12 protein-coding genes are annotated in these 14335 nt (G+C 68.7%); 7 read left to right on the top strand and 5 right to left on the bottom strand.

Features of this window, described 5'->3' with window-relative positions; translation table 11 throughout:
* The first annotated feature begins 13 nt into the window (after positions 1–13).
* The 3 genes from ACQPYM_RS24985 (at position 14) to ACQPYM_RS24995 (ending at position 2637) form a co-directional block, all read left to right on the top strand.
* On the top strand, positions 14–691 hold the full coding sequence (locus ACQPYM_RS24985; protein ID WP_433004420.1) for a TetR/AcrR family transcriptional regulator: 678 nt from the start codon (positions 14–16) through the stop codon (positions 689–691).
* A gap of 59 nt (positions 692–750) precedes the next feature.
* Positions 751–1116, top strand: a complete 366-nt coding sequence (locus tag ACQPYM_RS24990; protein WP_433004423.1) for a hypothetical protein — start codon at positions 751–753, stop codon at positions 1114–1116.
* Positions 1117–1200: 84 nt separating this feature from the next.
* A complete protein-coding gene (locus tag ACQPYM_RS24995) occupies positions 1201–2637 on the top strand; it encodes an alkaline phosphatase PhoX (protein ID WP_433004426.1) in 1437 nt (478 codons plus the stop codon).
* Between the two features lie 2 nt (positions 2638–2639).
* Here ACQPYM_RS24995 and ACQPYM_RS25000 read toward each other — a convergent pair whose 3' ends face one another.
* The 5 genes from ACQPYM_RS25000 to ACQPYM_RS25020 form a co-directional block, all read right to left on the bottom strand.
* Positions 2640–3386, bottom strand: coding sequence for a class I SAM-dependent methyltransferase (locus ACQPYM_RS25000; RefSeq protein ID WP_433004429.1), 747 nt, complete (start codon positions 3384–3386; stop codon positions 2640–2642).
* Positions 3383–4588 (bottom strand): MFS transporter, encoded by a 1206-nt coding sequence (locus ACQPYM_RS25005; RefSeq protein ID WP_433004432.1) that lies wholly within the window; start codon positions 4586–4588, stop codon positions 3383–3385. The genes ACQPYM_RS25000 and ACQPYM_RS25005 overlap by 4 nt, the downstream gene beginning before the upstream one ends.
* Before the next feature lie 77 nt (positions 4589–4665).
* Entirely contained in the window at positions 4666–5607 is a 942-nt protein-coding gene (locus ACQPYM_RS25010) for an alanine racemase (protein WP_433004435.1), read from the bottom strand.
* A 211-nt stretch (positions 5608–5818) separates the two neighbouring features.
* Positions 5819–8383, bottom strand: a complete 2565-nt coding sequence (locus tag ACQPYM_RS25015) for a DUF4153 domain-containing protein (RefSeq protein ID WP_433004438.1) — start codon at positions 8381–8383, stop codon at positions 5819–5821.
* Entirely contained in the window at positions 8380–9081 is a 702-nt protein-coding gene (locus ACQPYM_RS25020) for a response regulator transcription factor (protein WP_433004441.1), read from the bottom strand. Before ACQPYM_RS25020 ends, ACQPYM_RS25015 begins: the two co-directional genes overlap by 4 nt.
* A 199-nt stretch (positions 9082–9280) precedes the next feature.
* Here ACQPYM_RS25020 and ACQPYM_RS25025 point away from each other — a divergent pair, with 199 nt between their 5' ends.
* The 4 genes from ACQPYM_RS25025 to ACQPYM_RS25040 all read left to right on the top strand — a co-directional run bounded on the left by ACQPYM_RS25025 (position 9281) and on the right by ACQPYM_RS25040 (position 14300).
* Positions 9281–10600, top strand: a complete 1320-nt coding sequence (locus ACQPYM_RS25025) for an alpha-lytic protease prodomain-containing protein (protein ID WP_433004444.1) — start codon at positions 9281–9283, stop codon at positions 10598–10600.
* The gene (locus tag ACQPYM_RS25030) at positions 10600–11451 is read left to right on the top strand and encodes a lytic polysaccharide monooxygenase (protein WP_433004447.1); all 852 of its coding nucleotides are present in this window, start codon (positions 10600–10602) and stop codon (positions 11449–11451) included. The genes ACQPYM_RS25025 and ACQPYM_RS25030 overlap by 1 nt, the downstream gene beginning before the upstream one ends.
* A 69-nt stretch (positions 11452–11520) precedes the next feature.
* Positions 11521–12510, top strand: coding sequence for a LysR family transcriptional regulator (locus ACQPYM_RS25035; RefSeq protein WP_433004450.1), 990 nt, complete (start codon positions 11521–11523; stop codon positions 12508–12510).
* 164 nt (positions 12511–12674) lie between these two features.
* Positions 12675–14300, top strand: a complete 1626-nt coding sequence (locus ACQPYM_RS25040) for a M4 family metallopeptidase (protein ID WP_433004453.1) — start codon at positions 12675–12677, stop codon at positions 14298–14300.
* The last annotated feature ends 35 nt before the right edge of the window (positions 14301–14335 follow it).

A 14335-nucleotide genomic window follows, 5' to 3' on the forward strand; every position in this document is an offset into this window, starting at 1 on the left:
CGATGATGGGACGATGCCTCGACCACCCGCTTCGCAGACCCGCACCGGCCGGCCGCCGGTGACGTCGCGCGCGCAGATCCTGGCCGGTGCCCGCCGGCTCATCGACCGCGACGGCTGGGAGAGGCTGACGATCCGCCAGCTGGCTGCCGAGCTCGGCATCGGGCCGACGACGCTCTACCACCACGTCCGGGACAAGGAGGACCTGCTTCTCCTGCTGATCACCGAGTACGCCGACCAGATCCCGCACCCGGAGCTGCCCGCCGAGCCGCGGGACCGCATCCTCCTGGCCGCGACGGCGATCCACGACGCGCTCGTGGCCTGGCCCTGGGCCGCGGAGGTGCTCGCCGTCGACGGGTTCATCGCCCGGATCGGCGAGTCGGCCCTCTGGTTCGTCGAGGTGATCCTGGCCGGTGCCGTCGACGCCGGCTGCACTCGCGAGGAGGCCATCCGGCTCTTCCGCGGGCTCTGGTACTACACCGTCGGCGAGATCCTGGTCCGCGCCCGCTCCCGCCGCGAACAGGTCGACTACACCAGCAGCGATGACCTGTTCGAAGACCGCGACATGTCCGGCCTCCCGCACCTGGCAGCGGTTGCGGACCTGTGGGGTCCCGTGGTGGGCAGCGACGCCTTCCGGCAAGGTCTCGAAGCTTTCGTCGACGGCCTGCTGGCCCAGGCCACCCAGCGGTCCTGACGGTCCCGTTACCGAATATCGCCTGGCGGCTCGGCGCCCGCGAGCGCATCATCGGCTGTATGGGCCGGTACAACGTGGTCGTACGGGTGCACTGCGGTTTTCCACCGTCTGCCGCTGAGCTGCACAAGCTGCGCCGCGCCGCGCGCCACCTCCCCCGCCCCCTCCGCTTGCGCTCGGTCCTCTTCTTCGTCGAGGGCGACGAGGAGGTCGTACTCCGAACTCACGGCCTCCCGAGCGCGATGGCGATCCAGCAGGTCCGGCTCGCTCTCCCGATGCTCGGCCTCCGCAGAGACGAAGTACGCCGAATCGACGTCGTCCAGATCCACGTGCTCCCTTCCCACCGAACCACCGTGGCAACCTGGCTCCCCCGCGACCGGGCAAACCGATCACGAATCGAGAAGCGGCGGTCGCTGGGAAGCACCTGACGCGGGGTGTTCAGGTTCCGTTCGCCACGCTGTCGTCGAGCCGGTGGACGATCTGGCCGAACCCCTGTCTGAAGGAGCTCCGCCATGTCTCTCGATCGTCGTTCCGTACTCCGTGGTGCCGCCGTCGGCGCCACGGGTGTGGGTTTCGCCGCCGTCGGTGCCGTCCCCTCGCTCGCCGAGGCGACCCCGAACCCCCAGCGCGGCCCGTACCCGACCCACCGCCCGTTCCCGCCGCTGATGGACGACCCCAAAGGCGTCCTCGCGTTGCCGCCGGGCTTCAAGTACACCATCGTCACCCGCGCGGGCGAGACCAAGCTGAAGACCGGCGAGCCGACACCTGGCAAGCACGACGGGATGGCGGTCTTCGGCACCGGCAAGCACTACACGCTGATCCAGAACCACGAGATCGGCAGCAACAACGCGCTGGGTGTGCCGCAGGTGCCGGGCACCGTCTACGACCCGGGTGTCGGCGCGGCCGGCGGCTGCACCGTCATCTCCGTCGACCGTGACGGCACCAACCACGGCGAGTGGGTCGCCATCTCCGGCACGCTCACCAACTGCGCCGGCGGCCACACTCCGTGGGGCACCTGGCTGACCTGCGAAGAGACCGAGGGCAAGGCCAACGGCACCACCCGCCTCAAGGACCACGGCTACGTCTTCGAGGTCTGGGGCGACGGCGAGACCGCCCACCCGGTACCGCTCAAAGCCCTCGGCCGGTACGCGCACGAAGCCCTCGCGATCGACCGCGACAAGGCCCACATCTACCTGTCCGAGGACGCCTCCGGCCCCAACGGCCTGTTCTACCGCTGGCGCGCACCGGCCGGCTACCGGCTCGACAAGCGGAGCTGGCAGGACCTCACCGATGTCGACTTCGGCACCCTCGAGGCGATGGCCATCCTCGGTGACGACGGCAAGCCGATCCCGGACGTCGCCTACCTGACCTCCGCCCAACTGCTCCGCCCGTTCCGGGTCGCCTGGGTGCCGGTGCCCGACCGGGACGCGGTTTCGGTCTCCTGCCGCAAGCAGTTCACCGACGACCAGGTGACCCGCGGCAAGAAGTTCGAAGGCGTCTACGGCACCGACGACGGCGCGTACGTCGTCAACTCGTTCGCCAACCTGGGGACGAAGGACCTGCCGGCCGACGCGGTCCCGCACGACGGCATGGTCTGGTTCTACAACTACAAGACCCAGACCATCCAGCTCGTCACGTACTTCCCGTCGAGCGCCGCCGCCGACCAGGGCGCCGGCGCGAAGTACCAGGACTTCAACTTCGACGGCCCGGACAACGTCACCGTCACGCCCTGGGGTTCGCTCATCCTCGCCGAGGACGGCAACGCCAGCAGCCACATCCTGAGCTCAACCCCCGGCGGTCCGACCTACGCGATCGCGCGCAACATGATCAGCGACTCCGAGTTCTGTGGCCCGGCCTTCTCCGCGGACGGCAAGGTCCTGTTCGTCAACATCCAGTCACCGGGCCTGACGCTGGCCATCACCGGCCCCTGGCGCGACTACCTCGGCTGACCTCAGGGTTTGCGCGAGACCACGAACAGGTGCGGGAGCGTCTCCGGCACCTCGTCGAGCGGCGTCAGCAGGTCGTCCTGGGCGGCCACGTAGCTGTCGACCCAACCGGCTTCGGCCAGCTCCTTCAGGAGCTGGTCGACCGGTACGACGATGTTCGTCATCGTGGTCTCGAACCGGTCGTAGCGACCGTCGTCGGCCTGGACAACACCGGAGATGCGGTAGAAGCCGACACCCAGCGGCTCGTTCAGCGCGCCGCGGAACAGCAGCATCGCCTCGTCGGTCTCGCGGATCTGCACTGTGTTCATCCCACGCAACCCGGCGACCGTGGCGATGTCGAACACGAACAGCCCGCCCGGCGAGACCGCCCGGTACACACAGCCGAGGTACGCCGCGATGTGCTCCATATCGGGCAGGTGATTCGGGATGTCGTACGTCGACACCGCGACGGGATACTGCTCGTCGACGGTGAAGTCGGCCGCATCTCCTTCGATCAGTACTGCGCCGTCGCCAAGACGCGCCCTTGCCCGGGCGAGCATGGCCGCTGACTTGTCCAGGCCGGTCACGGCGTACCCGGCCCGTTGAAGGTGATCGGCCACGATGCCGGTGCCGCAGCCGATGTCCAGCACGGCGCGGCCGTCGGGTGCGGCCTCTTGCATCAGCTTCAGCAGCGACGCCGCGGACTTGGTCGGATACGGCTGCCAGAACAGGTCGTAGGCCTGGGCGAATCCTTCGACGTATCCCTCGTTCATGGGCGGGCTCCAAGGTCTTGTCGGGGTTGGTGATACCTGACTGCCGGCTGGGCGAGCGCGCCGGCCGCGGCGAGGACAATCAGTCCGCCGAAGAGCAGCAGCCCGGCGGCGGGACCGAACTCGGCGGCGACCAAGCCCGCGACGACCGCGCCGACGGGCTTCAGGGACAGGGAAACCAGGTACTCGTACGAGCTGACCCGCGACAACGCGCTCGCCGGTACTTCGGTCTGCATGGTGGTGTCCCACAGAACCCCGAAGATGTCCGTCGCGATGCCGGCGCAGACGGCCGCGAGGACGATGATCGGCAAAGGTGCGCGGAAGCCCAGAGCCAGCAACGGCAACGCGAGCAACGGCGCGAACAGGACGGCTGTCGGCAGCGGCCGCCGCGGTTTGAACCTGATCGCCACCACGACTCCGGCCAGCATGCCGACCGAGTAACCGGCCAGCACCAACGACCAGGCCAACGCGCCGCCGAGTCGATCCTTGGCCAGTGCGGGACCGAGAACACCAAACGCGGCGGTGGAAGCCGCATTGATCACCGCGGCCGCAGCAACGGTCGACCACAACCAGGACCTGCTCGAGAACTCCCGCCAGCCCGTGCGCAGATCGCCCAGCAGATCACGACGGCCGGTACTGGCTGAGCCGGGCAGTCGGAGCACGCTCAGGAGGCCGGCGGCAACGAAGTACGTCGCTGCATCGACCACCAGCGCCACTCCCGGACCAACCAAGGCGACGACCGCGCCGGCGGCCACCACTCCGGCGATGCGCGCCGAGTTGGTGCCGAGTCTGAGTTGACCGTTGGCGCGCTGCAGCGAATCGGCTGGCACGAGGTCGGCGACAGTGCCAGTGAGCGACGGCAGCAGCAGCGCCGAGGCCGCACCCGCGACGAAGGCGGCCGTGCACAGCAGGACGATCGGCGCGTGTCCGGTGAGCAACATCGTCGCCAGCGCCGCATAGGCCAAACCCGAGACCAACTCGGCGACCACCAGCACCCGGTTCCGGGGGAACCTGTCCCCGATGACGCCACCCAGAAGCAGCAGGGCGAGCTGCGGAACGCCTTGCGCAGCGAGGACCACGCCGAGGGTGGCGGCCGTTGTGCCAGGCAGTGAGAGAACTCCGAAGGCGAGGGCGATCGGGCCGAAGGCGCTGCCGAGCACCGACACCGTCCGGGCAATGAGAAAGATCCAGAACCGCCGCGGCATCCGCCTACTCGCTGGACGATCCGGCCGGCCGCTCAGCACCCGCCTACTCGCGATCCGGCCGGCCACTCGGCACCCATCTACTCGCGATCCGGTCGGCCGCTCGGCAGCCACTGGTCGACCACCGCGCCATCGTCGATCACGGTGAGCTCGACCTTGCCGCGCATGAGATTCACGGCCAACGGGCAGACGTGCCCGGGCAGCAGCCGGCCATCGAAGGGCACCGACACCGCGCCGGGATCCCACGGCTGGTCGCAGTCAACCAGCAGATCGGTGCGATCGCCGTCCACACTGATCGCGACCTCCGCGAGCTCGCAGGCACCGGCGGCGGCGAGCCCAGCATCCAGGGTCGCGTACGCACCCGCGACGATCTCGGTGATGCCGTCGACCTCCAGGGCTCCCGCAGCAGTCGGCGTACCACCGACACTCACCACCGGACAGGCGATCCCCTCCGCCCGGATCGACTCCGCAACCGCGACCACGTGTTCGGCCTGACGCCTTCCCAGCAACGAGAAGTCCTTGATGTCCTCAATGGTTTCGGGCCCGCGATAGCCGCTCACCCCATCCAGCCACACCCCGGCCGTGGTCTCGGCCAACCGGGCCAGCTTCAGTACGTCGTCCGCCGGCGTATGCCGCAGATCGATCCGTACGCCGATCCGGGTCCCGTCCGCATGAGCGGCACGCCCGAGACCAGTGATCACATCCGTATCGTCAACGTGCACAGCGAAACGCTCGAGCTCATGAGCGGCGCCGACGTACAACGGCCAACGCCACGACTCGCGCCACGGCCACGCCAGCACGACGTCGGTGACACCAGCAGCTGCGAGGTCGCGCGCTGCCTGTGCACTGTGGACCGCAACTCCCACCGCGCCCGCCGCAACCTGCCGGGCCGCCAACTCCGTGGTGCGATGCGCCTTCAGATGCGCTCTGGTGACACCGCCGGCATCGGCCACCTGCTGGTGAAAACGCTTGATGTTCCGATCGAGTTGCTGGGCATCGAGGAGCACAGGTACGGCGGTCATCGGTCCTCACACGATCGAGCTTGTCGACGTGCGCCCGGGCCGGAGCGCCGGGCGCGCGCCTCACATCGGTGGTCAGCTCTCCACTGGCGGATCGATACAGCGCATGACGCCCCACCTCCCTGTGATCCTGTCGGAGCACCGGAGTCTAGGTCAGCCATCAATCAGCCGGAACCCCAAGATCGAGGCAAAAACTGAGCAATTCAAGAGCAGGTCAGCGCGGACTCTCGGCGGGACAGACGGCCGTGGCGCGCTCCGGGCGCGAGGTCAGGATCGGCTCGGCACGGTGCCGGCCGAGGTTGAACTCCAGCCAGTCGTCGTCCTTGATGTCGTACCGCTTCAGCGCGCAGTTGGCAGCCTCAGCCGGTAGCTTGGCCAGCACCGGCACGGCGTCGTCCGACAGAGTCTGCAGGAAGTACCAGTCGACCTTCTGAGTTTCGGTGTAGCGGTCGATGTTGTGCTGGGCGATCCAGGCGTCCGGGTTGATCGCTGCCAAGCCGAGCAGGAGGCCGGCCCCGCTGAGCAGTGCGGCGCGCGGAAGCCAGGCAGCCTTGAGCGTTACGCCCGCCACCATCACACCGATCACCAGCAGTCCCAGCCAGCCTTCGAAAACGTCCACCAGCAAGCGAAGCTGGGTGAAGCCGTAGGCCTCTTGGTAGAGGTGCATCCGGTAGAGAGCGGACGCGACCACCACCAGGGTCAGCAGGCAGAGCAGGCCGAGTGAACCGCGCAACCAGAGAACGTCGGCGGGCGTAGTACGGGGAGCCTTGCGTGCTGCTGCCCAGACAACCAGCAGGGTCAGTGCGGTGGCGACAGTGAGTTGGCCGAAGCCTTGGTGGACGTACTCCGCGTAGGTCAGCCCGGTGACGCGTTCGAGGTACTCGTGCCCGCCGAAGCTGGCGGTGGCCTGGGCAGCCAGGAAAACCAGGAAGACGGCGTCCACGATGAGGACCGGCGCAAGCCATTCGTAGCGGCGCGCGACCGGGCGCACCACGCCGTTCCCGGTCTCGACCTTCGGCGGGTTCAGCGCGAGGTACGTCGCGGCCAGCACCACTCCCCCGACCGCGATGGTGATGAAAGCCCTGAGGACAAAGGAATCCAGTTCCAGGTCCGGCACGATCGCGCCCGCCCACTTGGCGAACAATGCGTCAGCGGAAGCAAACAAGAGTCCGAAGACGAGGAGACCGAGTAGTGACCAGATGACTGTTCGCAGCGCGGCCGCGCTCGTCCTCAGGCTGCTGACTGCTTGCACCGAACGCCCCAGCCACGGAAGCCCGCGCAAGCCGGCCAGCGGCAGCGAGATGGCGGCCAGCACGAAGGCGGGCATGGTCCGGCCGTTCACGAGCCCGGCGACGCAGACCGCGCCACCGGCCAGCAGGCAGAGGATCACGATCCATTCCGCGTCCCGGACGAAGGCCGTCACCGACAGCAGGGCGCACAAGGCGGCACAGGCCTGGGTGAAGCGGGACTTCCGGTTGGCGCTGAAGTACAGGATCACGCCGCCCGCGGCCAGCAGTACGACGGACGTCCCGACGCCGAGGTCGCGGAAGGGCAGGATAATGCTAGCCAGCAGACCGACCGCCAGGCTGCAGAGGACGGCGCGGACGTTCCCGGGGATCCGGGCATCGGGCCAGAACCTGCCGAACAGGATGTCCATCCCCGACTCGGGGACGGGACGCGCCGGGGGTGCCGGCGCTGCGGGAGGTACGGGACGGTTGACCGGTTGGGTCATCACGGGCTCCTTGGTCTTGCTGGGCAGAAGATTCGGGCGCTGGCCTGGTTCGCGGGGAAGGTCCACGCGCACCCGCGCGCCGGTACTGCGGGGTTCTGGCTCGACGAAGTGGATGGTGCCGCCGTGCAGGTCGGTGACCCAGCGGGCGATGGCCAGGCCGAGGCCGGTACCGCCACCGCCGTCGGTCTCCGACAGCGTTCCGAAGCGCTCGAAGACGCGGTCCCGATCCGCGGCCGGGATGCCCGGCCCTTCGTCGGTGACCTCCAGCCGCCAGCCGTCCGGCGTCTCCAGCGCAATCAGCCGGACGACGCCACCGGCCGGGCTGTGCCGCGACGCGTTGTCCAGCAGGTTGGCGACCAACTGGTGCAGCCGCGAGCGGTCGGCCGGGACCGTCAACGTCGGTGGCGTGACGCGGACGTCGTACCGGACCTCCCGGCGGGACACCTTCGCCTCTGCCACCGCGCGCTGCAGCAACTCCTCGACGGGCACTTGAGTGGTGGACAACTCGGCCTTACCGGCATCCACCCGGGCGAGGTCGAGCAGGTCGGACGCGAGCGCGGCAAGTCGTTCGGCCTGGTCGAGCGCCGTCCGCAGGGAAACAGGATCCGGCTCAGCGACCCCGTCCACCAGGTTCTCCAGTACTGCGCACAGCGCGGCCAGCGGTGTCCGCAGTTCGTGGCTGACGTTCGCCACCAGCTCGCGTCGCTGGCGATCGACGGCCGCGAGGTCCTCGGCCATCCGGTTGAAGGCGCGGGCGAGCTCACCGACCTCGTCGCTCGAGGTCGCGGTGACGCGGACCGAGTAATTGCCCCGAGCCATCCCGCGCGCGGCGGCGGTCATCTCGCGCAGGGGTGATGTCATCCCGGCGGCCAGCAGTTGGGTGACACCGAGTGCGAGACCAACCGTGACCGGGACGGTGAGCCAGAACGGCACACTGCCCACCGCGCCGGTCGCCGCGAGGATCGAGGCGAGCGTGACGCTGACCGCGACCAGCAGGCCGAGCTTGACCTTGACCGACCTGACGGTGTTGAGCACCGGGCTGCTCACGCGGCACCACCGGTCTCCAGCGCATAGCCGACGCCGTGCACCGTGCGCACTCGCTCCGCACCGATCTTGGCGCGCAACGCCTTCACATGGCTGTCGACCGTGCGGGTCCCGGAGGCACCCGGCCAGCCCCAGACTTCGGCGTACAGGTTTTCTCTGGTCAGGACGACGCCGGGGCTGGCCGCGAGGCAGGCGAGCAGGTCGAACTCGGTCGGTGTCAGGTGAACCTCGGCGTCCGCGACCCACACCCGCCTCGACGCCGAGTCGACCCGCAGGTCGCCCAGATCGGCCGTCGTCGTCCGGGTGGCGAGTTCTGCTGCCCGCTCGACCCGGCGCAGCAGGGCGCCGACGCGAGCCACCAGCTCCCGCATCCGGAACGGCTTGGTCAGATAGTCGTCGGCCCCGACTCCGAGGCCGACCAGGATGTCCGCCTCGTCGTCGCGAGCGGTCAGCATCAGCACCGGGACGGGCCGGGCCGCCTGGATCCGGCGGCACACCTCGTGACCGTCGAACCCGGGCAGCATCACGTCCAGCACGACCAGATCGGGTGCGGTGTCGGTGAACTGCTCGACCGCCTCCGGTCCGTCCCAGGCCTGGACCACCTCGTACCCCGAACCGCGCAACCGGTCGGTCACCGCCTGGTTGATCACCGGCTCGTCCTCGACCACGAGAATCCGCGCGCCCGCTGCATTGACTGGCATAGTGCGAGCCTAGGAGTCAGCTCGGTCAGGATTAGCGGACGACTCGTGAAGGTTCTGTGCAGGTCCGCACTCGATCGCGCTGAAAACCTGCTCCCGAGGCCACGGTATGACCCAACTGAGATGTGCCCGGCGAGGCTGTTCGCTAGTTACGGTCCGATTCAACAATCCGTAGCTGGACCGCCCCCTGGCAGGAGTGCCGATGTCCCGAAAGATCGCCGCCTTAGCGGCCGCCGTATCCGCAGCAGGTTTGGTGGCTGCCGTCACCCTTACCCCACTCATCCCCAGCAACGCGGCGCAGTACCAAGAAGCAGCCGCCGCCGAGGACCCGATGCTGAGCGCGCTCGCCCGAGACCTGCGGATCAGCCCCGACGAAGCCAAAGCCCGGCTGGCCAGGGAACACAAGGCCGCCGAGGTCGAAGGGTTCCTGCGCACCAGCCTCGGTACTGCGTTCGCCGGCGCCTGGCTCGACCGCGACGCGAGCACACTCACCGTCGGCATCACCGACCCGTCCCGAGCCGGACTGGTCCGAGCCGCCGGCGCCGTACCCAAGGCTGTACCGCGCAGCCTGACCCAACTCGAAGCACTCAAGAACCGCTTGGACAGCAAGGCCTCACGAGCTCCCAAGACGGTGCCCGGCTGGTACGTCGACGTCACCACGAACCAGCTCGTCATGCTGACCAAGCCCGGCAAATCCCAACAGGCCAAGGCGTTCGCCAAGGCCAGCGGGGTCGACGCGGCAACAGTCCGCTTCGTCACCTCCACCGAGAGCCCGAAGCCGATGATCGACATCATCGGCGGCAACGCCTACTACATCGGCAGCGGCAGCCGGTGCTCGGTCGGCTTTGCGGTCACCGGCGGCTTCGTGACGGCCGGCCACTGTGGCCGGGTCGGCGCGACCACCACGCAACCGAGCGGTACCTTCGCCGGATCGAGTTTCCCGGGCAACGACTACGCCTGGGTGAGAGTTGCCGCCGGCAACACTCCGCGGCCGCTGGTCAACCGGTACCCCGGCACCGTGCCGGTCGCCGGCTCGACCGAAGCCGCGGTGGGTTCGTCCGTCTGCCGCTCGGGTTCGACCACCGGCTGGCGTTGCGGCACCATCCAGCAGAAGAACGCGTCGGTGACCTACCCCGAAGGCACCATCACCGGCCTGACCCGGACCAACGCCTGCGCCGAACCAGGTGACTCCGGCGGTTCCTGGCTGACCGGTGACCAGGCACAAGGCGTGACCTCGGGTGGCTCCGGCAACTGCCGAACCGGCGGCGTCATCTACTTCCAGCCGGTGAACGAGATCCTCAGCGTCTACAACCTGACGCTGACCGTCAGTGGCGGAAACCCGCCCACCACGCCTCCCCCGACCACTCCCCCGCCGGGCGGCACCACCTGGCAGGCCGGTACGACGTACGCGACCGGCTCCACCGTCACCTACAGCGGCCAGCGATACCGCTGCCTGCAAGGCCACACGGCGCAGACCGGTTGGGAACCCCCGAACGTCCCGGCCCTGTGGACCACGGCCTGATGGCAACCAAGAAGACCGTCCTGATCAGTTCCGCCACCGCGATCGTCGTCGGCGCCTCCTGCTTGTTCGCCGCCTCGGCGCTCGGGCACGGCTCGATGCAGAGCCCGGCGAGTCGCACGTACACCTGCTTCCTCGAAGGCGCGGAGTCCCCCGACTCCGCGGCGTGCAAGGCGGCGGTCGCGCTCGGTGGCACCCAGGCGGTCTACGACTGGAACGAGGTCAACATCGCCAACGCGGGTGGCCGGCATCGCGAACTGATCCCGGACGGCAAGCTGTGCAGTGCCAACCGGGCGAAGTACCAGGGCTTCGATCTGGCCCGGGCGGACTGGCCGGCCACCCCGCTGCCCTCGGGTGGTAGCCACACCTTCAGCTATCGGGCGACGGCGGCGCATCGTGGGTCGTTCGAGCTGTATGTCACGCGGCCCGGGTACAACCCGTCCCAGCCGTTGCGCTGGGCGGACCTGGAGTTGTTCCACCGGGCCACCGATCCGCCGCTGACCAGCGGCGCTTACAAGATGACCGCAGTACTGCCGGTGCGCAGTGGACGGCATCTCGTCTACTCGATCTGGCAGCGCTCCGACAGTCAGGAGGCCTTCTACACCTGCTCCGACGTGACCTTCGGAACCACACCCACACCCACTCCGACACCCACTCCGACGGTCACCCCGACTCCGACCCCGACCCCGACCTCCACTCCGACCAACCCCACGCCGGCCTGGGCAGCCGGCACCGCCTATCCGGCCGCCACTCTCGCCTCCTTCAACGGCCGGACCTACCGCTGCTTGCAGGGCCACACGGCTCAACCAGGCTGGGAACCACCGAACGTCCCAGCGCTGTGGCAAGTCCTGTGAAGTAGCACTGACGCGCCGGAGGCCGACCAGACTCTTCCTGATCGGCCTCCGGTTGCCTACCTTGCTGCCATGGAGCTGGAACTAAGACATCTGCGGATCGTCTGTGCTGTGGCCGATGCGGGCTCCATCACCAAAGCCGCCGGAAACCTGGGCCTGGCCCAGCCGGCCCTCACCGCGCAACTGCAGCGCATCGAGCGGGTGCTCGGTGGGGTGATGTTCGAACGCGACCGGACCGGCATCCGGCCCACCCCGCTTGGCGAGCTCGTCCTCGCCAGAGCCAGGCTGCTCCTTCCCGCCGTCTCCGGGCTGCAGGAAGAAGCAGCTCGGTTCAGCAACAGCAACGGGCGGATCGGCGAGGACCCGGCAAGTCTGACCATTGGCTCGGCGACCGGCCATCTGCTCGGCCGCCTTCTGCACCACCTGACCGCGGTCTATCCCGGGATGCGGGTGACCACGCAGGTCTCCTGGTCTGCCGACGAACTCGCCGCGATGGTTGCCGACGGACGGATCGACTACACCATCGTCGGTGTTTGTGGCGACGCGCCGCCGCCGGCCCAGCCAGGTCTGACCTGGCGGGTGCTCGGCACCGATCCAGTCTTCGTCCTGCTTGCTGCTGACCATCCACTGGCCGACTCTCCGGCCGTCGACCTCGCACAGCTCGCCACCGAACAGTGGGGTGCGACCCCCGGCGACGGCTGCTTCGCTGACTGCTTCGCCGCCGCCTGTGGCCGAGCGGGCTTCACACCCAGCACCCTGTACGAAACCGATGTGGTGAGCTGCATCGACATGGTCGAGTCCGGCGACGCGGTCGTGCTCTGCCAGCCGGTGTTCCGCGAGATGCCCGGCGTGGTCGCCGTACCGATCGAAGGAGTGCCGTTGAAGTGGCGGCACCTGATCGGGTGGCATCCCGACGGGCCGGCCGCCGGACTGGCGAACCAGGTGATCGAACTCGCCGGGCTGGCCTACCTCGACTCCATCGCCCGCAGCCCGCGCTACACCGACTGGCTGGCCGGAAATCCGCAGTACGGGGCGGAAGGTGCCACCACGGTTCGGAGCTGATTGTCAACGACTGGTCACCCTCTGCTCTCAGTTGTGAGACCGGGAGTGCCGAAGGCTTCCCCTTGCTGTGTGTCCCGCGACCCAACCAAGGGTGACTACTGCTTGCCGTGATTCCGGCAAGTTCGTCACCGTACTTCTCACACCGCCCCGTGAGGAGTCCCCCCGTGAGAGTCCCGAAACCCCGCACCGCCCGTCGCAACCGCCGCGCCGTCCAGTTGACCGCGGCCACCGGCCTGACCGCCGCCCTGATCGCCGGAACCCTGGCCAGTAGCGGCGTCGCTGCCGGCGCCACCGCACCGGCCGACCCGCCCGATGCCACCGCCGTCGCGGTCGCCGCCGCCGACCGGGCCGTCAACGCCGGCCTCGGTACGTTGCGCAAGGGCGCCCAGGAGACGTACACCCGCCTCGGCGTCTTCGAAGGTGGTGACGCCGACACGCAGGACCTGTTCTACGTCTCGTACAACAAGACCTACCAGGGTCTGCACGTCGTCGGTGGCGACGCCGTCGTCTCGACCGACGCCGCAGGCAACGTGCTCACCACGCTCGCCGCTTCGCAGGCCAGCATTTCGGTCGGTACGACGCCGAAACTCACCCCCGCGCAGGCGACCGCCTCGGCGCGCAAGGCGTTCACCACCGTGACCGGCACCGGTACGCCGAAGCTCGTCGTCCTGGTCGTCGGCCAGCCCAAGCCCGTCCTGGCCTGGGAGGTCCCGGTCGCGGGCAAGGCGAAGCACTCCGCCCACGACCACGGCGACAACGCGACCCAGGAGCTCGTGTACGTCGACGCGGCCACCGCCAAGGTCGCCCACAGCGCCGAGCAGACCGCCTCCGGCACCGGCCGCGGCATCTGGAACGGCGCCGGCCTGACCTTCGGTACGACGCAGTCCGGCAGCTCCTACCGGATGACCGACCCGGCTCGCCCCGGCTTGTCCTGCATCGACTACAGCACCAACCGGATCATGACGGATGCCGACAACGTCTGGGGCAGCGCGAGCAAGACCGACAAGGTCTCCGGGTGCGTCGACGTCATGTACGTCGCCGCCGGCGAGTGGGACCTGCTCAAGACCTGGTACGGCCGCAACGGACTCGATGGCCGGGGCAACTGGGCCGACGCCGAGGTCGGGCTGCCGGCCGTCAACGCCTACTGGAACCACTCCAGCAACATCGGGGGCGTCATCTTCGGCCGCAACAACCTGAACTACTGGATCACCGGGACCGACGTGGTGGCCCACGAGTACGGGCACGGCCTGGACGCCAAGACGCCGAGCGGCATCTCGGGCTACCCGAGCCAGGAGGCCGTCGCCGACATCTGGGGCGCGCTGACCGAGCACTACCTGAACAACCCGAACGACAAGCCGGACTACGAGGTCGGCGAGCTGATCAACCTCTCGGGCAACGGCCCGATCCGCTACATGTACAACCCGTCGCGGGTGTCCGGCCACCCGAACTGCTACTCGACCAGCCTGCCGTCGTCGGTGCACGCTGCGGCCGGACCGATGAACCACTGGTTCTACTTGCTTGCCGAAGGCACCAATCCCACCAACGGCCAGCCGGTGAGCCCGACCTGCAACAGCAGCACGCTGACCGGGATCGGCATCAAGGAAGCCGGCCGGATCTTCTACAACGCGATGATGCTCAAGACGTCCGGGATGAGCTACCCCAAGTGGCGCATCGCCACCCTGAACGCGGCCAAGAACCTGGACGCGACCTGTGTGAAGTACAACAAGGTGAAGGCCGCCTGGAACGCCGTCAGCCTCGGCGCCCAGCCCGGTGAACCCACCTGCAGCTGAACCAGACTGAGCTGGGCCCACCTGAGCCGGGCCCA

The organism is Kribbella sp. CA-294648 (assembly GCF_050943845.1).
Lineage (GTDB): Bacteria > Actinomycetota > Actinomycetes > Propionibacteriales > Kribbellaceae > Kribbella.

What these genes read in the sequence shown, in the direction of transcription:
- ACQPYM_RS25020 (WP_433004441.1), bottom strand. Translation starts at nt 9,081, where the DNA reads ATGCCAGTCAATGCAGCGGGCGCGCGGATTCTCGTGGTCGAGGACGAG.
- ACQPYM_RS25000 (WP_433004429.1), bottom strand. Translation starts at nt 3,386, where the DNA reads ATGAACGAGGGATACGTCGAAGGATTCGCCCAGGCCTACGACCTGTTC.
- ACQPYM_RS24995 (WP_433004426.1), top strand. Translation starts at nt 1,201, where the DNA reads ATGTCTCTCGATCGTCGTTCCGTACTCCGTGGTGCCGCCGTCGGCGCC.
- ACQPYM_RS25030 (WP_433004447.1), top strand. Translation starts at nt 10,600, where the DNA reads ATGGCAACCAAGAAGACCGTCCTGATCAGTTCCGCCACCGCGATCGTC.
- ACQPYM_RS24990 (WP_433004423.1), top strand. Translation starts at nt 751, where the DNA reads ATGGGCCGGTACAACGTGGTCGTACGGGTGCACTGCGGTTTTCCACCG.
- ACQPYM_RS25010 (WP_433004435.1), bottom strand. Translation starts at nt 5,607, where the DNA reads ATGACCGCCGTACCTGTGCTCCTCGATGCCCAGCAACTCGATCGGAAC.
- ACQPYM_RS25025 (WP_433004444.1), top strand. Translation starts at nt 9,281, where the DNA reads ATGTCCCGAAAGATCGCCGCCTTAGCGGCCGCCGTATCCGCAGCAGGT.
- ACQPYM_RS25035 (WP_433004450.1), top strand. Translation starts at nt 11,521, where the DNA reads ATGGAGCTGGAACTAAGACATCTGCGGATCGTCTGTGCTGTGGCCGAT.
- ACQPYM_RS25005 (WP_433004432.1), bottom strand. Translation starts at nt 4,588, where the DNA reads ATGCCGCGGCGGTTCTGGATCTTTCTCATTGCCCGGACGGTGTCGGTG.
- ACQPYM_RS24985 (WP_433004420.1), top strand. Translation starts at nt 14, where the DNA reads ATGCCTCGACCACCCGCTTCGCAGACCCGCACCGGCCGGCCGCCGGTG.